Raw genomic sequence first — 18382 nt, 5'->3', positions numbered from 1 at the left:
CGCTCCGGGCGCCGTCTCGACGGCGGTCCTCGACCCTGTGAGGGGAGTGCCCGGGAGAGAAGGTGTACGGCCCGGCGCCCCGCTCGCGCCGGGCCGTACGTGTAATAGGACTCGCGGCCTCCCGAGGGGGTTGCCATGGGTTCGGGATTTTCTTCGGATTTTTTTTCCGGAGTCCCGTGTTCTGAAGGTGAACAGGGGTTCAGCGTCCACGATCTTCCCAAGGTGGTCCGCTTCGAGTCCCATCGGGACTTTTCGAGCGCAGGTCAGTGGGGCAGATACCGGATGCGTGGTCCTGTTCGGACGCACGTGCAACGGAGCGCCCGCCGGTTCGCCGGTCCATGTGCACCACCGCGCACCGTACGCTGAACAGGACGAGGAACAGTCCCTCGCCGGTCGCCCCGCGACCGCTCAGAGGGGCACGAGGAAAGGAGTTGAGCTGCCCCCCGCACCCGAGGGCACCACTTCACCCTCCACCGCCGTACCCGGACAACGGCTTCGTGTCCGCTACGCCAAGCGCGGACGCATGAGGTTCGCCAGCCACCGGGACATCGCCCGGGTGCTGGAACGTGCCCTGCGTCGCGCGGACGTGCCCGTGGCGTTCTCCGCCGGCTTCTCACCCCACCCGAAGATCTCCTACACCGGCGCGGCCCCCACCGGGGTCGCCAGCGAGGCGGAGTACCTCGAACTCACCCTCACCGAGGCGCGAGAACCCGATCGGGTCGGGGACGACATCGACGCGGCCATGCCGGACGGCATCGAGGTCGTCGAGGTCGTCGAGGCCCGTCGGCCGGGGTTGGCCGATCGGCTCCAGGCCTCCGAATGGCGGGTGGAGCTGACCGGCGTCGGCTTCGAGGACGCGGAACGGGCCGTGCGGGTCTACCTCGCGGCCGAGAGCGTCGAGGTGGAGAGGATGACCAAGAAGGGCCGTCGCCGCTTCGACACCCGACCGGCGGTGGTCGGCATCGACGTGTGTCGTGGTTCCCATGGGCGTGCCCCGAGGGATCAGGACGACACATATGCCATACTTCGGATGGTCGTACGGCACACGACACCTGCTGTACGACCGGACGACGTGCTGAACGGACTCCGCCACGTGGCCGACCTCGCGCCGCCGTCATCACCGATGATGACCCGGCTGGCGCAGGGGCCACTGGACGAGACGACAGGTGCGATCGCTGACCCGCTCGCCGCGGACCGAAACGACTCCGGAGCTGCGGACGACGCCGATGAGCGGGGCGACAGCGCACCACAGCCGTCGGCGTCCATGACGGGACCGCGCTGATGAACGGTCCCGAAGCGGGGAACGTGGGCGCCACCACAGGACTTTGCCCCGACGGTGCTCCGGCTCCGTCGGCGCTGACACTGCGACGACAGTTCTCGTGAGCCGCGCCGCCGACCGAGAGGTCGCGGCGCGCCCGAGGACTTTGACGGGAGACCGCCCGGATGCTCGACAACGAGCCCAGCAACGGTGCAGACGACACCGTGGGTACAACTGAAACAACCGAAACGAGGGCGGCCACGCCCCCCACGGGGGGAGGCGAGGTGCGCGTGACCACGCCCGCGCCGGCCAAGGGCGTGCGCCGCGCCGCAGGACCGCCCCCCGAACCCGACGACGTGTTCGTGCCCCCCACCAAACCCGTGACCACGCTCGCGGGCTCCGGTGAGGGCGGCACGGTCAAGGTCACCTCCGCCACACCCGTGCGCCGACGCACGGTGCGGGTGGAGGACCGGCCTCCGGCCGAGCCGGTGAAGAGGACCGTCCTGGCGGCGGAGGCCGAGCCCGAGCCCGAGAAGAAGCCGCGCACCACCGCCCGCCGCGCCCGCGCCGCCGCGCCCGACGACGAGGCGGGGGCCCCCGAGGCCACCGGGCCCGCCGCCGACGCGCCGGTCGAGAAGGAGACCCGGACCCGCACGCGCCGTTCGCGCACGCGCGCCGCCGTCACCCCCGAGCCCGAGGCGCCCGCGACCCCGGACGCCGACGAGGAGACCGAGGAGTCCGCCGTGCCCGGGGGCTCCGTCTTCCAGGCGCCCTCCATGCTCTTCCAGCCCCCCGTGGTCGCCGCCGCCCCGACGACGCCCGTGCCCTCCCGTGTCGAGGACGAGGCGATCGACGAGGACGACGAGGAGGAAGAGGAGACCGCCGAGGCCACCGGCGACGACGAGAGCTCCGAGGACCGGCCCAGCCGCCGTCGCCGCCGCCGCGGCGGCCGTGGCCGTGGTCGCTCCCGCTCCGGTGAGGAGGGCGACGACACCGACGCCTCCACCGAGGATCCCGAGCCCGTCGCGGAGGAGACCTCCGCCGAGGACGAGGACGAGGCCGACACCTCCGACGAGGGCGAGCGCTCCGGTAGCCGCCGACGCCGTCGTCGGCGCCGCCGCTCCGGTGGCGCGAGCGGTGACGCCGTCACCGACGACCCGCCCAACACGGTGGTGAGGGTCCGCGAGCCACGCCCGGACAAGCCCATCGAGGACGAGGTCCAGTCCGTGCGCGGGTCCACCCGCCTGGAGGCCAAGAAGCAGCGCCGTCGCGAGGGCCGCGAGCAGGGTCGCCGCCGCGCCCCGATCGTCACCGAGTCGGAGTTCCTCGCCCGCCGTGAGGCGGTCAAGCGCGACCTGGTGATCCGCCGTACCGGTGACCGTACCCAGATCGCCGTCCTTGAGGACGACATCCTCGTCGAGCACTACGTCGACCGCGCCACACACCGCTCCTACGTGGGCAACGTGTACCTGGGCCGGGTCCAGAACGTGCTGCCGTCGATGGAGGCCGCCTTCGTCGACATCGGCAAGGGCCGCAACGCCGTCCTGTACGCGGGCGAGGTCAACTGGGACTCCTTCGGCCTGGACGGTCAGCCCAAGCGCATCGAGTCGGTGCTCAAGTCCGGCCAGTCGGTCCTGGTGCAGGTCACCAAGGACCCGATCGGCCACAAGGGCGCCCGCCTGACCAGTCAGGTCAGCCTGCCCGGCCGTTACCTGGTGTACGTGCCCGGCGGTTCGATGACCGGTATCAGCCGCAAGCTCCCCGACAAGGAGCGCGCCCGCCTCAAGCAGATCCTCAAGAAGGTCATGCCCTCCGGCGCCGGCGTCATCGTGCGCACCGCCGCCGAGGGGGCCAGCGAGGAGGAGCTGGAGCGCGACATCTCCCGTCTGGCCAACCAGTGGGAGTCCATCAAGCGCAAGTCCAAGTCGGCCAACGCCCCGGCGCTGCTCAACAGCGAGCCCGACCTGACCATCCGGGTCGTGCGGGACGTGTTCAACGAGGACTTCTCCAGCCTGGTGGTCTCCGGTGACGAGGCCTGGGACACCGTCCACGACTACGTCGAGCACGTGGCGCCCAACCTCGCCGAGCGCGCCTCGCACTGGACCGAGGACCGCGACGTCTTCGCCGCCTACCGGATCGACGAGCAGATCAACAAGGCGCTGGACCGCAAGGTCTGGCTGCCCAGCGGTGGTTCGCTCGTCATCGACCGCACCGAGGCGATGACCGTCGTCGACGTCAACACCGGCAAGTTCACCGGTCAGGGCGGAAACCTTGAGGAGACCGTCACCAAGAACAACCTGGAGGCGGCCGAGGAGATCGTCCGCCAGCTCCGGGTGCGCGACATCGGCGGCATCATCGTCATCGACTTCATCGACATGGTGCTGGAGTCCAACCGCGACCTGGTGCTGCGGCGCATGCTCGAATGCCTGTCCCGCGACCGGACCAAGCACCAGGTGGCCGAGGTCACCTCGCTGGGCCTGGTGCAGATGACCCGCAAGCGGGTCGGTCAGGGCCTGCTGGAGGCCTTCTCCCACACCTGCGAGCACTGCAGCGGCCGGGGCCTGGTCCTGTCCTCCGACCCCGCGGAGGGCAAGGGCGGATCCGGTAACGCCAACGGCGGCGGTGGCCGCAAGAAGAAGGGCAAGGCCGACAAGGGCAAGGCCGAGGCCGAGCAGTCCGAGGTCGCCGTGGCGGAGGAACCCGTCGCGGAGGAGCCCGAGCCCGTCGCGGAGGCCGAGGTCCAGGCCCCCGAGCAGCCCGAGAGGGCGGCCGAGGAACCGACCGAGAAGCCCGAGCCCAAGCGGACCCGCAAGCGGGCCTCGCGGGCGCGCAAGACCACCGACGACAAGCCCGCCGAGGAGACCGCGGAGGTCGCCCCGGCGGAGTCGGACCGGTCGGCGTCCGCCTCGGAGGCCCCGGCCGCCGAGGCCGCCACGGAGCCGACGACGGAGGAGGCCCCGGCCGCCGAGGCCGCCACGGAGCCGACGACGGAGGAGGCCCCGGCCGAGGAGCCGGCACCGCGGCGCACACGGCGCACCGGTGCCCGTCGGACCGCTCGCGCGGCGGCCGAGGCGACCGGTGACCCGGAGGCCGTGACCGAGACCACCGCACCGGCGGAGGGCGACGAGGAGGCCGCCGAGCGGCCCAAGCGTCGCCGCACCCGGCGGACCAAGGCGGCGGCATCGTCCACCGCCGTGGACGCCGGCTGAGCCGGGGCGGGACGTGGGCCCGGTCCGGGTCGGGATGTGATCCCGGCCCGGACCGCGGCACGTGTGCAGGCCCGTGGCGGGTCGATGGTAATCTGATGGACGGTGCGTCGGCGCGCTCCGAGTGATCGCGCGCCCCGACACCAAGTGCTCTCACGCAGGGTTTGTTTCCCTCGGATCCCCGCGCCCCGCTACAGGCAACAGTGGATCGTGGAACGAGGGCTCCCCAGTCCCACCTGGGTAGTCCTCCCGGCCGAGACCCGTTTCGGGCCACGGCCGGACCCGGACCCCGAACACATGTCTCGGGGATGGCCCCGAGCATTATTCGTTGAGCGAGCAGGAAGAGAGTTACGCGGTGTACGCGATCGTGCGAGCGGGCGGCCGTCAGGAGAAGGTGTCCGTCGATGACGTCCTGAACATCGACAAGGTCTCGGCCGAGACCGGCGCCACCATCACGTGGCAGCCCATTCTCGTCGTGGAGGACGACAACGTCGTCAGCGACGTGGACAAGCTGAGCGGCTACACGGTCACCGCCGAGGTTCTCGGCGAGACCAAGGGCCCCAAGATCAACATCCTGAAGTACAAGAACAAGACCGGTTACAAGAAGCGCCAGGGTCACCGCCAGAAGCACACCCAGGTCCGCGTCACCGGCATCTCGGCGAAGTAGGAGGATCTGAGAGATGGCACATAAGAAGGGCGCATCGTCCAGCCGTAACGGCCGCGACTCGAACGCCAAGCGCCTGGGTGTCAAGCGCTTCGGCGGGCAGGCCGTCCAGGCCGGTGAGATCCTCATCCGTCAGCGCGGCACCAAGTTCCACCCCGGCGCCAACGTCGGCCGTGGCGGTGACGACACGCTGTTCGCGCTCGTCGCCGGTCAGGTCAAGTTCGCCAACTTCCGCGGCCGTAAGGCCGTGAACATCGTTCCCGCCGCCGCAGAGTAGGGCCGCGCACGAACGTTGTGGTTTTTTCGGAGGCGGGCCAGGGAACACTGGCCCGCCTCTCGTGTTGTCACCAGATGACGCACGCATTCGATCGGGTCGCCCCCGCGGGGCGACCGCGCAGTGACACTGAGGAGAACCATGCCCGACTTCGTCGATGAGGCGGTCTTGCACGTCAAGGCCGGGAACGGCGGGCACGGTTGCGCCTCCGTGCACCGTGAGAAGTTCAAGCCGCTGGGCGGCCCGGACGGCGGCAACGGCGGACGGGGCGGCGACGTCGTCCTGGAGGTCGACTCCCAGGCCGCCACCCTGCTCGACTTCCAGCGCCGCCCGCACCGCAACGCCCAGAACGGCACCCCCGGCATGGGCGGCCACCGCAGCGGGGCCAACGGCTCCGACCTGGTCCTGTACGTGCCCGACGGCACCGTGGTCACCCGCATGAACGGTGAGGTCATCGCCGACCTGGTCGGCCACGGCACCCGCCTGGTGATCGCCGAGGGCGGCAGCGGCGGCCTGGGCAACGCCGCCCTGGCCTCCAAGAAGCGCAAGGCCCCCGGCTTCGCCCTCAAGGGCGAGGAGGGCGAGGGCTTCGACGTGCGCCTGGAGATGAAGACCATCGCCGACGTCGGCCTGGTGGGCTTCCCCAGCGCCGGCAAGTCCTCGCTCATCGCCGCGATGTCGGCCGCCCGGCCCAAGATCGCCGACTACCCCTTCACCACGCTCGTCCCCAACCTCGGCGTGGTCGAGGCGGGCACGGTGCAGTACGTCATCGCGGACGTGCCCGGGCTCATCCCCGGCGCCAGCGAGGGCAAGGGCCTGGGCCTGGAGTTCCTGCGCCACATCGAGCGCTGCTCCACCCTGCTCCACGTCCTGGACTGCGCCACCTATGAGCAGGGCCGCGACCCCATCAGCGACCTGGAGGCCCTGGAGGCGGAACTGTCCGCCTACGGGGAGAACACCGGCATCGACCTGTCCGACCGCCCGCGCCTCGTCGCCCTCAACAAGGTCGACGTGCCCGAGGCCCGAGACCTCGCCGAACTCGTCACCCCCATGCTCGTGGAGCGCGGCTACCGGGTGCTGGAGGTCTCCGCGGCCTCCCGCGAAGGGCTGCGCGAGCTCTCCTTCGCCCTGGCCGAGCAGGTCTCCGCGGCCCGAGACGCCGCTCCGCCCGCCGAGCCCACCCGCATCGTCATCCGACCCAAGATGATCGGCGACGTGCCCTTCGAGGTCGTCCCGCTGGGGAACAACGCCTTCCAGATCCGCGGGGAGAAGCCCGCCCGCTGGGTGCGTCAGACCGACTTCTCCAACGACGAGGCCGTCGGCTACCTCGCCGAACGCCTCAACCGCCTGGGCATCGAGGAGCAGCTGGCCAAGGCCGGCGCCACCGAGGGCGCCGAGGTCCACATCGGTACCGAGGAGGACTCCGTGGTGTTCGACTGGGACCCGTCGATGGACGCCGAGGCCGTCCCGTCCGGCCCGCGCGGGACCGACGCCCGGCTGGGCTGAACCGCGCGGGGACGCATCGCCCGGCCGAACAAGCAAGACGGGCGCGGATCCGCCGCCCGGTCCGCGCCCTCGGATGGAAAGCCCCCTTACGGTGCACAGCGCAGAACAACTCGAAGAGACCGCGTCCCGCGAGGCCCGCGGGCGAGCGGCCGTCGCCGCCGCCCGCCGGGTCGTGGTCAAGGTGGGGTCGTCGTCCCTGACGACCTCCGACGGCCGGATCGACTCCGGCCGCATCCGCGACCTGGTCGAGGTGCTGGCGTCCCGCCGAGCCCTCGGCCAGGAGGTCATCCTGGTCTCCTCCGGCGCGGTCGCCGCCGGCATGACCCCGCTGGGGATGCGCGCCCGCCCCCGCGATCTGGCCTCGCAGCAGGCCGCCGCCAGCGTCGGCCAGGGGCTGCTGCTGGCCGCCTACACCGCCGAACTGGCGGGATACGGCATCAACACCGCCCAGGTCCTGCTCACCGTCGAGGACCTGATGCGCCGGGTGCAGCACCGCAACGCCCAACGGACGCTGCGCCGCCTGCTGGACATCGGCGCCCTGCCGGTCGTCAACGAGAACGACACGGTGGCCACCCACGAGTTGCGCTTCGGCGACAACGACCGGCTCGCGGCCCTGGTCGCCCACCTGATGAAGGCCGACGCCCTGGTGCTGCTGTCGGACGTGGACGCCCTCTACGACGGGAACCCGTCCGACCCCGCCTCCCGGGTCGTGGGGCTGGTGAACGGGCCCGACGACCTGGAGGGCATCGACATCGGCTCGGCGGGCAAACGCGGTGTCGGCACCGGCGGCATGGTCACCAAGGTGGCCTCGGCGCGCATCGCCACCGAGGCGGGCGTCAACACGCTGCTCACCTCGGCCGCCAACGCCCGCGCCGCCCTGGCGGGGGAGGGCGTGGGCACGCTCTTCGCGGCGGCCTCGGGGCGGCGCCCCTCGGCCCGCCAGTTGTGGCTGGCGCACGCCACCGCCGGACGCGGCAGCCTGGTCCTGGACCCGGGCGCGGTGGCCGCCGTGATCCAGGAGAAGGCGTCCCTGCTGCCCGCCGGGGTGGTGGACGTGCTCGGCGAGTTCAGCGCCGGGGACCCGGTGGACCTGCGCGACGAACAGGGCACGGTGGTGGCCCGGGGGCTGGTCAACTACGACTCCGTCGAGGTCCCCGACCTCATGGGCCGTTCCACCCGCTGGCTGGCCCGGGAGATGGGTCCCGCCTACGAGCGCGAACTCGTCCACCGGGACGACCTCGTCGTCCTCTGACACGCCCCACCCGCCTCGGGCCGTCATCGCGGGATCGTGAAAGGGTCCTGACAGGACTTCCCGAGGAGGGTGACACCATGCCGAGCCTGGTGGCGCGTGTGCTGGCGTTGGCGTTGCGCGTGGTGCGCAAACGCCCGATGGAGTCGGTCGAAGGCGCCCGAGAGTGGCTGCACCGGCCGAAGGAGGACCCCGCGCCTCCCCTCTGGGTCACCCAGAGGCACTGGATCACCCTCCGGGAGGTCGGCGGCTTCCCGGTCTACACCGTGCTCCCCGGAGAGGTGCCGGAACCGGAGAAGGCCGTGCTGTACGTCCACGGGGGGACTTACGTCAGCGAGATCTCGGCGTGGCACTGGGTGCTGATCTCCCGGATGGCCGACACGGGCTGCCGGGTGGAGGTGCCCCTCTACGGTCTGGCCCCCGAGCACACCTACCGGGAGGCCTTCCCGTTCCTGACGGAGGTCTACCGGGAGCTGTCGGACGACGTGGCGGCCGGGCGGACCGTGTTCGCGGGCGACTCCGCCGGCGGCGGACTGGCCCTCGCGTTGGCCCAGACCCTGCCGGGGTCGGGACTGCCGGAACCGGCGCGGTTGATCCTCATCTCCCCGTGGGCCGACCTGACGATGTCCAACCCCGACATCGCCGAGGTGGACGAGCACGACCCCTGGCTGAGCCCCGTGGGGATGGTGGAGGCGGCGAAGTCCTGGTCGGGCGGGGACGACCTGGCCCTTCCCCGGCTGAGCCCGGTCTACGGGGAGCTGGCGACCCTGCCGCCCCTGGACCTGTACATCGGCACGCGCGACGTGCTGCTGCCGGACACCCGCCGTCTGCGGGACCTGGTGACCGAGGTCGGTGGCACGGTCCGCCTCAGCGAGGAGGAGGGGGCCTTCCACATCTACCCGCTGGTCCCGGTCCCCGAGGGCGGCGAGGCGCGGGCGGAGATCCTGCGGACCGTCCGGGACCTGTGAACGCCCACGGCGCCCGCCACCGGGCGCCGTGGGGCCGGATCACGTCAGCCTGCGGACCACCGAGAGCGGCAGACGCCTCATCAGGAAGCCGATCGGCGCCCACGGCCACGCCGGCACGTAGGCCCTCACCCTGCGCTTCTCGATGGCCGCGACCATGGCGCGCACGCCCACCTCGGTGTCGACCATGAACCGGGTCCGGTGCGCCACGTGCTCGTTCATCTCCGAGCGGATGTAACCCGGGTGGATCACCGACACGTCCACGCCCGGGACACGCTCGGAGCGCACCCCTTCGGCGAGGGCGGACACACCCGCCTTGGTGGCTGCGTAGACCGTCATGGCCTTGCGCATCCCGCGCAGCGCCGACATCGACGAGATGATCACCAGGTGGCCGCGGCCCTGCGCTCGGAAGATCTCCAGCGCCGCCTCCGTCTGGGCCAGCGCCCCCACGAAGTTGGTCATGGCGGTCTGCCGGTTGGCGTCGAAACGGCCGGTGCCCAGCGCCGCGCCCTTGCCCAGCCCGGCGTTGACCACGACCCGGTCGACACCGTCCAGCGCGGCGGCCAGTTCGCCGAACACCCGGAAGACGGCCTCGTCGTCGGTCACGTCCAGCGCCCGCAGTACCACGCGCCGTCCGGGGTGGGCGGCGGCGATCTCCTCGCGCAGCCCCTCCAACCGGTCCACGCGCCGGGCGCACAGCCCCAGGTCGTAGCCGAGCGCCGCGAACTGTCGGGCCATCTCCGCGCCCAGACCGGAACTGGCGCCGGTGATGACGACGGTGCCCTCGCTCACGCGTCCTCCTTGGCGCCGACGTGCCGCAGCATCCGCCCGGCCACGGCCCGCATCGCCCGGTCGTACAGGGGGCGCGCCAGACGCTTGCCCCAGAACGCCGCTCTGGCCTGCGCGTCGGGGATGATCAGGTGGGTGCCCCGGTCGACGGCCCTCACGACCCGGGCGGCGATGTCCTCGGCGCCCAGGCGCGACCCGTTGATGAGCCTGACGGCGCTCTTCTCCACCTCGGAGTCGCTGCCGCGCAGGGACGACGCCAGGTTGGTGCGGAAGAACGACGGGCACACCACCGACACCCGCACCCCGTAGGGGCGGAGTTCGTGGTGCAGGGTCTCGCTGAGCGCCACCACGGCCGCCTTGGTCGCGTTGTAGGAGCCCATCGCGGGCGGGTGGATGAGACCGGCGGCCGAGGCGGTATTGACGATGTGCCCCGATCCCTGGCGCTTGAACAGGGGGGTGAAGGTCCGACAGCCGCGCACCACACCGAACAGGTTGATCTCGGTGATCCACCGCCAGTCGTCCATGTCGAGCACGTCGATGCGACCGCCCGCGGCCACACCGGCGTTGTTGATCAGCAGGTCCAGGCCCTCCCAGTGCTCTTCGACCCAGGCCAGGGCGTTCGCCCAGTCGTCGTCGGAGGTGACGTCCAGGCGCAGGTACTCCGCCTCGGCGGGCAGGCCCGCGGGGGCCTCGTCGGCCAGGTCGGTGGCGAGGACGCGGTCGCCGCGCGCGGAGAACGCCGCGACGAGCGCGGCGCCCAGCCCGGAGGCGCCACCGGTCACCAGGACGGTGCGGCGGGTGAAGGAGGTGGTCATGTCCGGCTCCGTGTTCCATCGGTTCGCTGACGACCGACGGGAACCCGGTGCGCCAGGTCGGGTCCGTCGGCGGACGCCTCCGCCCTGCGGCGGCGCGTCGCACCGACGATCCTAGTGAACGGTGTTCGGTATCTCCTCGGCCGGTACCGCGCACCATCCCGGGTACCGTCCTCGGACCCCTATCATTCCCGCATGAGCGAACCCACGATTCAGCGCGGCGACGACCACCCCCACCGAGGCGAGGTGCGGGAGGTCCCCACCTCCGAGAACGCCACCAGGCTCGCCTACGCCCCCGAGCGGGACGGCCTGGCCGACGCCGGGGAGATCGTGTGGACCTGGGTCCCCTTCGAGGAGGACCCCTCCCAGGGCAAGGACCGGCCGCTGCTCGTGGTCGGCCGCAAGGGCCGACGACTGCACGGATTGATGCTGTCCACCCAGCGCCCCGAGCAGTGGGAGCGTGAGGACTGGCTGCCCATCGGACCGGGCCCCTGGGACCGTGAGGGCCGCGACTCCCACCTGCGCATGGACCGTCTCTTCGAGTTCGACGAGGACGACATCCGCCGTGAGGCCGCGGTTCTGGACGAGCGGACGTTCTGGCTGGTCGCCGACGTCCTGCGTGCCCGCTACGGCTGGAGCTGACCCGCGCCGGGGCCCGCGCCGACGCGGGCCCCGTGCCCGTCCGCGCTCTCGGCGCGGGGCGACCCGGCCCGATAGTCTGGACGGACCACCCCGGCCAGGTCCTTCGACGCGGCGGGCACCGGCACTCGGGGGTGGCCCTCCCGACTTGCGAGAGAGAACGCCATGAGTGACATCGAGCGCGAGGTACACGCGGCAGCCGAACGTGCAGGGGACGCGGCGGCCGACCTCGCCCCGCTCAGCCGGGCGGCCAAGGACGCCGCGCTGACGGCGATCGCCGACGCCCTGGTCAAGAGGGCCGACGAGATCACGGCCGCCAACGCCGAGGACGTGGCGCGGGCCCGGCTGGACGGCACCTCCGAGGCCATGATCGACCGACTCACGCTGACCCCGCGGCGCATCGAGGCCATCGCCGACGCCGTGCGCGAGATCGTCGACCTCCCCGACCCGGTGGGCGAGTCCCTGCGCGGCGGTGTGCTCCCCAACGGCCTGGACCTGCGCCAGATCCGTGTCCCGCTCGGCGTGGTCGGCATCATCTACGAGGGCCGGCCCAACGTCACCGTCGACGCCGCCGCGCTGTGCCTCAAGAGCGGCAACGCCGCCCTGCTGCGCGGCTCCTCCTCGGCCTACGACTCCAACACCGCCATCGTCGGCGTCATCCGCGACGCCCTGGCCGGCACCGAGGTCCCCGTGGACGCCGTGCAGCTCGTGCCCGGCCGCACCCGCGAGTCCTCCCTGGCCCTCATGCGGGCCCGAGGACTCGTCGACGTCCTCATCCCGCGCGGCGGCGGCTCCCTCATCCAGGCCGTGGTGCGCGACTCCACCGTCCCGGTCATCGAGACCGGCGAGGGCCTGTGCCACGTGTACGTGGACGCCGAGGCCGACCTCGACAAGGCCGTGGACATCACCGTCAACGCCAAGGCCCAGCGCTGCTCCGTGTGCAACGCCGCCGAGACCCTGTTGGTGCACGAGGCGGTCGCCGAGGAGTTCCTGCCCCGGGTCCTGACCGCGCTCGCCGAGGCGGACGTGACCGTGCACGGTGACGACCGGGTGCGAGCGATCGCCGCCGCCCACGACTCGCCCGCCACGGTGGTCGAGGCCGGCGAGGAGGACTGGGCCACCGAGTACCTGTCGATGGACCTGGCGGTGCGGGTCGTACCGACCATCGACGAGGCCCTGGCGCACATCCGCCGGTACTCCACCAAGCACACCGAGGCGATCATCACCGACTCGCTGAAGGCCTCCCGGTATTTCGTCTCCCGGGTCGACGCCGCGGCCGTGATGATCAACGCCTCCACCCGTTTCACCGACGGTGGCGAATTCGGGTTCGGGGCGGAGATCGGCATCTCCACCCAGAAACTGCACGCCCGCGGTCCCATGGGGTTGACCGAGATGACCTCGACCAAGTACATCGTCACCGGTGACGGCCATGTGAGGTGAATCGCCCTCGCTCGGGGCCGCCGCGGACATCCGTTCCGGGGCGGCCCTCGGCGCACCCGGGGCGCTGAGGCGGGGCACGTCACCGAGGGTGCCGGACCGCCATTGGCACCTCGTCCGTTTTCCAGGCGGAAACCTGGACAGAAGGGAATCTTCTTGTAGCAAGTATTCCCAAAGCGGCGAGAGGTCGGTACTTTCACTGGGGTGTCTTCCCGAAGCTCTTCCCCGCTCGGAGAACCGGAACGTCACCCCCACGGTCACGATGAAAGGAATCCCCCCGCATGAAGATCCGGAGTACGGTCGCGGCCGCCGCCACGGCGGCCCTGGCCGTCGGTGGTGCAACGCTCATGGCCGTTCCCGCCCAGGCTGACCTGGTCACCCTCTGCTCGGGCCACGGCGGCGCCATCACGCTGCCCACGGACCTCGCCGTTCCCGCCGGCAAGAGCTGCTTCCTCGACGGCACCGTCATCCAGGGTGACGTCACCGTCCGCAAGGGTGCCAACCTCCACATCCTGGGCGGTGAGATCCAGGGCAAGGTCATCGTCCAGCAGGACGGTTACTTCGACGCCTCCGACACCTCCGTCGACGGTCAGGTCGTCAACCGCGGCTCCTACGGCACCTACCTGGAGGAGAGCACCGCCGGCGCGGCGCTGCGCACCGTCCCGGTGGACGGCGCCTCCAACGACGGGTTCGCGTTCGTCGTCGACTCCTCCGTCAAGAACATCAACGCCGAGACCGGCGCCGTCTACGTCGAGGGCTCCCGGATCGGCGGTGCCGTGAAGGGCACCGGCGTCGAGTACCTCGACGTCTACGACTCGGTCGTGCGCGGCGCCCTCACCGTCAGCGGCTCCACCAGCGGTGGCATCCTCTGCGACAGCGAGGTCCTCGGCGCCGCCTCCTACACCGACGGCGCCGGCCCGGTCGCCATCGGCGCGGGCGAGCAGGAGGGCTTCTGCTCGTCGATCAACTACATCGACGGCAAGCTGACCGTCACCGGCATCACCGGTGGCGTCTACATCGACAACAACATCATCGGCGGCGACCTGGCCGCGTCGGGCAACAGCCCGACGGCCCAGATCGGCGACGCCAACCGCGTCCGCGGCGACATCCTCACCCAGGAGGTGGCGCTGCGCTCCTTCAGCGCCGCCGTGGTCGAGGAGTTCGAGGCCCACCAGGAGGACCTGGTCGAAGAGGTCGAAGAGGCTCGCGCCGAGACCGTCGACGAGGCCATGGCCGCCGGTCCCGCCTTCTAGGACGACGACAGCGGTTCACCCCTCCTCGCGCATCGGCGCCGCCGGCATCCAGTGCCGGCGGCGCCGAGCTTCGTGACGGGGGTCGGCGGACCGTCGTGTCGGGCCGGTCCGGTCACCTCCGTGCCGGGGAGGAATCCGACGGCGGAGCGGTCGGCGGAGGAGGAACCGCTACCGTGTGGGCGACGTGAAGAGGCGTCGTACGAGGAGAGGGCCCATGCCGACCACACCGACCACCGAGTCCTACGGCGACCACCCGAGCACGATCGTCCACCGGTGGGAACCGGAGGGCGGGGGCCCGCCCGCACCCGTGGCCGTGCTGCTGCACGGGGGATGGTGGCGCGACCTGCACGACGCCTCGCTCATGGACCCCCTCGCCCGCGACCTCGCCGAAGCCGGATGGGCGGTGTGGAACGTCGAGTACCGGCGCACCGGCACCGACGGCGGCGGCTGGCCGCGGACCCTGGAGGACGTCGACGCCGCCCTGGCCCGCCTCGGCCGGGTCCTGACCGCCGCCCCCGACCGCTACGACGCCTCCCGGGTGGTGAGCGTCGGACACTCCGCCGGCGGACACCTCGCCCTGCTCAACGCCCTGTCCCCGGACACGCCGGTCACCGAGGTCGTCGCCCTGGCACCCATCACCGACCTGGAACGGTGCGCCCTGGCCGGACTCGGCGAGGGGGCCGTCGAGCCCTTCCTGGGCGCCGACCCCGAACCGGGGCTCCACTCCGTCGCCTCGCCGTTGCACCGGGTCCCGATCGGGCGTCCCCAACTGGTGGTGCACGGCGACGCCGACCAGCGCGTCCCCGTCGAGCACACGCGCGCCTACGTGAGCGCGGCCCGCGCCGCCGGCGACCGGGTGGAGTTCTCCGAGCCGGCCGGGGCCGACCACTTCGCCGTCATCGACCCCGGGCACCCGGCCTGGGCCGGGGTGCGCGCCCACCTGGCGCGCTGAACACGTCGGGAGGGGCGGGGCCCGAAGGCCCCGCCCCTCCCGACGACCCCGCGGTGGGGGTCAGGTGCCGGAGTTCTGCTCGCCGCGCGCTCCGCCGCGCCAGCGGTCGGCCACCGTGTCGAAGATCTTCCCGCCGGCGCTGGCCGCGCTGCCCGCGACATCGCGCAGCGTGCCGAGCAGCGGGTCGCCGGTGCGCTCCCACGACTCCTTGTACGACTTGGCGGCGTTGCGCGCCTCCTCGCCGACCCGGGCCTCCTTGTCGGTGGAACGGCGCGGGTAGTCGCCGTCGAGGATGCGCCGGTAGGAGCCCTCCTCCACCCAGCGGTCCAGCTCGGCCAGGCGCACCACCGCGAACGGGTGGGTCTGGCCGACCAGGCTGAGCAGCTTGAGCAGGCCGTCCCGGGCGTCACCGCCGCTCTCGTACTCGCGGGCCTGCTCCAGGAAGGCGTCGGGGTTCATCTCCGCCAGACGCGAACCGCCGGCCAGCTTCATCAGCGCGCGCTTGCCCGCCTCGGGGTCCTGCGCCGCCAGGATCCCCGCCCGGTCGCAGGACAGCTCCGACTTGCGGTACCACTCCTCCAGGGCGGCCACGATCGCCTGGAGACCGATGTAGCCCAGCGGTACCCACGCCACCCGGGTCGCCAAGCGGATCAGCGCCAACAGCATGGTGCGGTAGACGGCGTGACCGCTGAGGATGTGGCCGACCTCGTGCCCGACGACGAAGCGCTGCTCGTCGGCCTCCAACAGGTCGAACAGCCCCGTCGTCATCACGATGAACGGCTTGTGGCTGCCGATCGCCATCGCGTTGGGCTTGGGGTTCATCTGGATGTACAGCTCCGGTACCTCGTCCAGGTCCAGGACGTAGGCGGCGTCGCGCACGTAGTCGTACACGTGCGGGAACTGGGTGGGGCCGACACGGACCGCGCTCGACAGGAACATCAGCCGCAGGGAGCGCTCGTTGAACAGCCCGGAGAGGCGCTTGAAGACCTCGTCGAACCCGCGCAGCGACCGCAACGCGACCAGCGCGCCACGGTCGGCGGGATGCTCGTAGGCACGGGGCGAGATGTCGGAGAGCCGGACGCGGACGCGATCTGGTGAGTTGGACATACCGGCATGCTATGCGGCGGCATGACGCTTGGCCACGGTTTCGGGCCATCGAGATATGACGCGAGCCTCGTAACCGTCGAGGTCGGCGGGAAGCGCTCCGGGGAACCTCGGGGAAGGGGCCCCGGGGAAGATCAGGGACGCTTCGGGGAAAGGCCGGGGACGGACCGGGGACATCGGAGGGCGCGTCGGGAGGATCGATGGGAAGGAAGCGTTCGGAAGCGTCGTTGTCCCTGTACTACGGGACGAAACCGTGAAAATGGATGAACAGGGCAAAGCGTGCGGCGTTCGCGTGTGGCGTCGGCTAATCTCGGTTGGCCGATTCCGGCGCGCGACACCGAGGAACGGAGCACGCGAGTGGCGCACGAGGACAACAAGGGGAGCGGCGTCCGCACCCCGCCGACCCGCGTCGGCATCATGGGCGGCACCTTCGACCCCATCCACCACGGCCACCTCGTCGCGGCCAGTGAGGTCGCCCACCTCTTCGACCTCGACGAAGTGGTGTTCGTCCCCACCGGGATGCCCTGGCAGAAGGACCCCGCGAAGGTCACCCCGTCCGAGGACCGCTACCTCATGACGGTCATCGCCACCGCCGAGAACCCCCAGTTCCGCGTGGACCGCATCGAGATCGACCGGCACGGGCCCACCTATACCATCGACACCCTGAGGCAGTTGCGCGCCTCCTACGGGCCCGACGTCGAACTGTTCTTCATCACCGGGGCCGACGCCCTCGGCGCGATCCTCGGCTGGCAGAACGCCGACGAACTTTTCGAGCTCGCGCATTTCGTAGGCTGTAACCGTCCCGGTCACCGGCTCAGTGACTCCGGACTACCCGAGGGCAAGGTCTCCCTGGTGGAGGTCCCCGCGCTGGCCATCTCCTCTACCGAGTGCCGCGAGCGCGTGCGCAAGGGCGAACCCATCTGGTACCTGGTCCCGGACGGCATCGTCCGCTACATCAACAAGACCGGGCTCTACCGAGACAGCTGAAAGGCAGCAAGCACAACGTGACAGTCACCGACAGGGCGCTGGAAATGGTCAAGGTCGCCGCAGAGGCCGCCTCCGACAAACTCGCCCAGGAGATCATCGCCTACGACGTCAGCGAACAGCTGGCCATCACCGAGGCCTTCGTGCTCTGCTCGGCGCCCAACGACCGCCAGGTCCGCGCCATCGTGGAGGAGGTCGAGGACCAGCTGCGCCTCAAGGCGGGGGCCAAGCCCCTGCGCCGCGAAGGCGAGCGCGACGGTCGCTGGGTGCTGCTGGACTACGCCGACATCGTCGTGCACATCCAGCACGAGGAGGAGCGCGGGTACTACGGCCTGGAGAGGCTGTGGAAGGACTGCCCGACCATACAGCTCCCCGAGAGCGCGCGCGGCGCCGAGCGCACCCCGCTGGACGAACTGTAGGAAGCGGGTTGTCCCGATACCCCCGAGTGGAGAGACGCACCAGGTGAGCGACACCCGTCGTGTGCTGTTCTGGCGGCACGGCCGAACCGCGTGGAACGTGGAGAACCGGTTCCAAGGCCAGACCGACATCGAACTCGACAAGGTCGGACACGCCCAGGCCGAACGGGCCGGGCGATTGCTCGCCACGATGGGTCCCGACCTCATCGTGGCCTCCGACCTCAAACGGGCCGCGGACACGGCGGGCTACCTCGGTCGGGTCACGGGGATGCCGATCGAATTCGACAAGGGGCTGCGCGAGCGCTTCGGCGGATCCTGGGAGGGGTTCACCGGCAAGGAACTCGCCGAACGGTGGCCCGAGCGGCACCCGCGCATGGACATCCCCGACGGGGAGCCCATCGGGGACGTGGGGGACCGCATGTACGCGGCGATCCACCGGGCGCTGTCCCGCACCCCCGAGGGTGGTCTGCTCGTCGTCGTCAGCCACGGCGCCGCGCTGCGGGTCGGCATCTCCCGGTTGCTCGGGATCCCCGACGAACAACGCGAGATCCTCGGCCCGCTCAGCAACTGCTGCTGGTCGGTGCTCCAGCAGCGGAGGGACCGGTGGCGGCTCATGGAGCACAACGCCGCGAGCCTGCCCGAACCGGTCGTACTCAGCGACGACGCGTAATCCGTTTCGACGTCCGGGCGGGATTCCGCTATGGTGTGGGAGTCGGCAGCGCACACAGTGCGCGACCGACTCCCACAAGGGGCTATGGCGCAGTTGGTAGCGCGCCTCCATGGCATGGAGGAGGTCTGGGGTTCGAATCCCCATAGCTCCACTCGACTCGGGACGACCCTGCTCGGGGGCCTTCGGCCGCCTCGCAGGGTCGTC

At 71.3% G+C, this 18382-nt stretch carries 17 protein-coding genes and 1 tRNA gene; 15 read left to right on the top strand and 3 right to left on the bottom strand.

Annotated elements, in window-relative coordinates:
• Positions 1-523 precede the first annotated feature (523 nt).
• The 7 genes from RM479_RS26760 (at position 524) to RM479_RS26730 (ending at position 9125) form a co-directional block, all read left to right on the top strand.
• A complete protein-coding gene (locus RM479_RS26760) occupies positions 524-1282 on the top strand; it encodes a TIGR03936 family radical SAM-associated protein (protein WP_397223263.1) in 759 nt (252 codons plus the stop codon).
• A 161-nt stretch (positions 1283-1443) separates the two neighbouring features.
• Positions 1444-4467 carry an Rne/Rng family ribonuclease gene (locus RM479_RS26755; protein ID WP_311514463.1) on the top strand — a complete coding sequence of 1008 codons (3024 nt, stop codon included), beginning with the start codon at positions 1444-1446 and terminating at the stop codon, positions 4465-4467.
• Between the two features lie 352 nt (positions 4468-4819).
• Positions 4820-5131 (top strand): 50S ribosomal protein L21, encoded by a 312-nt coding sequence (rplU, locus tag RM479_RS26750; RefSeq protein WP_311514476.1) that lies wholly within the window; start codon positions 4820-4822, stop codon positions 5129-5131.
• A 13-nt stretch (positions 5132-5144) separates the two neighbouring features.
• Positions 5145-5405, top strand: a complete 261-nt coding sequence (gene rpmA / locus RM479_RS26745) for a 50S ribosomal protein L27 (protein WP_274810376.1) — start codon at positions 5145-5147, stop codon at positions 5403-5405.
• 138 nt (positions 5406-5543) lie between these two features.
• Entirely contained in the window at positions 5544-6908 is a 1365-nt protein-coding gene (gene obgE / locus RM479_RS26740; protein ID WP_311514462.1) for a GTPase ObgE, read from the top strand.
• Positions 6909-6999: 91 nt separating this feature from the next.
• Positions 7000-8160: a glutamate 5-kinase gene (proB, locus tag RM479_RS26735; protein ID WP_311514461.1), complete on the top strand. Its 1161-nt coding sequence runs from the start codon at positions 7000-7002 to the stop codon at positions 8158-8160.
• Positions 8161-8237: 77 nt separating this feature from the next.
• Positions 8238-9125: an alpha/beta hydrolase gene (locus RM479_RS26730; RefSeq protein WP_311514460.1), complete on the top strand. Its 888-nt coding sequence runs from the start codon at positions 8238-8240 to the stop codon at positions 9123-9125.
• Between the two features lie 39 nt (positions 9126-9164).
• Here RM479_RS26730 and RM479_RS26725 read toward each other — a convergent pair whose 3' ends face one another.
• A complete protein-coding gene (locus RM479_RS26725) occupies positions 9165-9914 on the bottom strand; it encodes an SDR family oxidoreductase (protein ID WP_311514459.1) in 750 nt (249 codons plus the stop codon).
• A complete protein-coding gene (locus RM479_RS26720) occupies positions 9911-10726 on the bottom strand; it encodes an SDR family NAD(P)-dependent oxidoreductase (protein ID WP_311514458.1) in 816 nt (271 codons plus the stop codon). Before RM479_RS26720 ends, RM479_RS26725 begins: the two co-directional genes overlap by 4 nt.
• 192 nt (positions 10727-10918) lie before the next feature.
• Here RM479_RS26720 and RM479_RS26715 point away from each other — a divergent pair, with 192 nt between their 5' ends.
• The 4 genes from RM479_RS26715 (at position 10919) to RM479_RS26700 (ending at position 15004) form a co-directional block, all read left to right on the top strand.
• Positions 10919-11365 carry a type II toxin-antitoxin system PemK/MazF family toxin gene (locus RM479_RS26715; RefSeq protein ID WP_274810368.1) on the top strand — a complete coding sequence of 149 codons (447 nt, stop codon included), beginning with the start codon at positions 10919-10921 and terminating at the stop codon, positions 11363-11365.
• Between the two features lie 162 nt (positions 11366-11527).
• Complete coding sequence (locus RM479_RS26710) at positions 11528-12802, top strand: glutamate-5-semialdehyde dehydrogenase (protein ID WP_311514457.1); 1275 nt, start codon at positions 11528-11530, stop codon at positions 12800-12802.
• A gap of 278 nt (positions 12803-13080) precedes the next feature.
• Positions 13081-14052, top strand: a complete 972-nt coding sequence (locus tag RM479_RS26705; protein WP_311514456.1) for a hypothetical protein — start codon at positions 13081-13083, stop codon at positions 14050-14052.
• A 214-nt stretch (positions 14053-14266) separates the two neighbouring features.
• Positions 14267-15004, top strand: coding sequence for an alpha/beta hydrolase family protein (locus tag RM479_RS26700; protein WP_311514455.1), 738 nt, complete (start codon positions 14267-14269; stop codon positions 15002-15004).
• A gap of 60 nt (positions 15005-15064) precedes the next feature.
• On the opposite strand, the gene RM479_RS26695 is transcribed toward RM479_RS26700, so the two are convergent.
• Positions 15065-16111, bottom strand: a complete 1047-nt coding sequence (locus RM479_RS26695) for a M48 family metallopeptidase (protein ID WP_311514454.1) — start codon at positions 16109-16111, stop codon at positions 15065-15067.
• Positions 16112-16465: 354 nt separating this feature from the next.
• Between RM479_RS26695 and nadD the strand changes: the two genes are divergently transcribed.
• From nadD to RM479_RS26675, 4 genes are all read left to right on the top strand, one after another.
• Entirely contained in the window at positions 16466-17095 is a 630-nt protein-coding gene (nadD, locus tag RM479_RS26690; RefSeq protein ID WP_311514453.1) for a nicotinate-nucleotide adenylyltransferase, read from the top strand.
• Positions 17096-17112: 17 nt separating this feature from the next.
• The gene (gene rsfS, locus RM479_RS26685) at positions 17113-17511 is read left to right on the top strand and encodes a ribosome silencing factor (RefSeq protein ID WP_274810362.1); all 399 of its coding nucleotides are present in this window, start codon (positions 17113-17115) and stop codon (positions 17509-17511) included.
• Between the two features lie 43 nt (positions 17512-17554).
• Positions 17555-18178, top strand: coding sequence for a histidine phosphatase family protein (locus tag RM479_RS26680; protein ID WP_274810361.1), 624 nt, complete (start codon positions 17555-17557; stop codon positions 18176-18178).
• A gap of 78 nt (positions 18179-18256) precedes the next feature.
• Positions 18257-18329 (top strand) — tRNA-Ala (locus tag RM479_RS26675).
• The last annotated feature ends 53 nt before the right edge of the window (positions 18330-18382 follow it).

Source organism: Nocardiopsis lambiniae, assembly GCF_031845465.1.
GTDB lineage: Bacteria > Actinomycetota > Actinomycetes > Streptosporangiales > Streptosporangiaceae > Nocardiopsis > Nocardiopsis lambiniae.
Note: the sequence above shows the minus strand (reverse complement) of the source record. Positions and strands in the feature narration are given on the sequence as shown.

Excerpts from the sequence above, each read along its gene's own strand:
- rpmA (WP_274810376.1), top strand. The coding sequence starts at position 5,145 with ATGGCACATAAGAAGGGCGCATCGTCCAGCCGTAACGGCCGCGACTCG.
- RM479_RS26700 (WP_311514455.1), top strand. The coding sequence starts at position 14,267 with ATGCCGACCACACCGACCACCGAGTCCTACGGCGACCACCCGAGCACG.
- RM479_RS26695 (WP_311514454.1), bottom strand. The coding sequence starts at position 16,111 with ATGTCCAACTCACCAGATCGCGTCCGCGTCCGGCTCTCCGACATCTCG.
- RM479_RS26710 (WP_311514457.1), top strand. The coding sequence starts at position 11,528 with ATGAGTGACATCGAGCGCGAGGTACACGCGGCAGCCGAACGTGCAGGG.
- RM479_RS26720 (WP_311514458.1), bottom strand. The coding sequence starts at position 10,726 with ATGACCACCTCCTTCACCCGCCGCACCGTCCTGGTGACCGGTGGCGCC.
- RM479_RS26715 (WP_274810368.1), top strand. The coding sequence starts at position 10,919 with ATGAGCGAACCCACGATTCAGCGCGGCGACGACCACCCCCACCGAGGC.
- RM479_RS26705 (WP_311514456.1), top strand. The coding sequence starts at position 13,081 with ATGAAGATCCGGAGTACGGTCGCGGCCGCCGCCACGGCGGCCCTGGCC.
- RM479_RS26760 (WP_397223263.1), top strand. The coding sequence starts at position 524 with ATGAGGTTCGCCAGCCACCGGGACATCGCCCGGGTGCTGGAACGTGCC.
- RM479_RS26755 (WP_311514463.1), top strand. The coding sequence starts at position 1,444 with ATGCTCGACAACGAGCCCAGCAACGGTGCAGACGACACCGTGGGTACA.
- obgE (WP_311514462.1), top strand. The coding sequence starts at position 5,544 with ATGCCCGACTTCGTCGATGAGGCGGTCTTGCACGTCAAGGCCGGGAAC.
- RM479_RS26730 (WP_311514460.1), top strand. The coding sequence starts at position 8,238 with ATGCCGAGCCTGGTGGCGCGTGTGCTGGCGTTGGCGTTGCGCGTGGTG.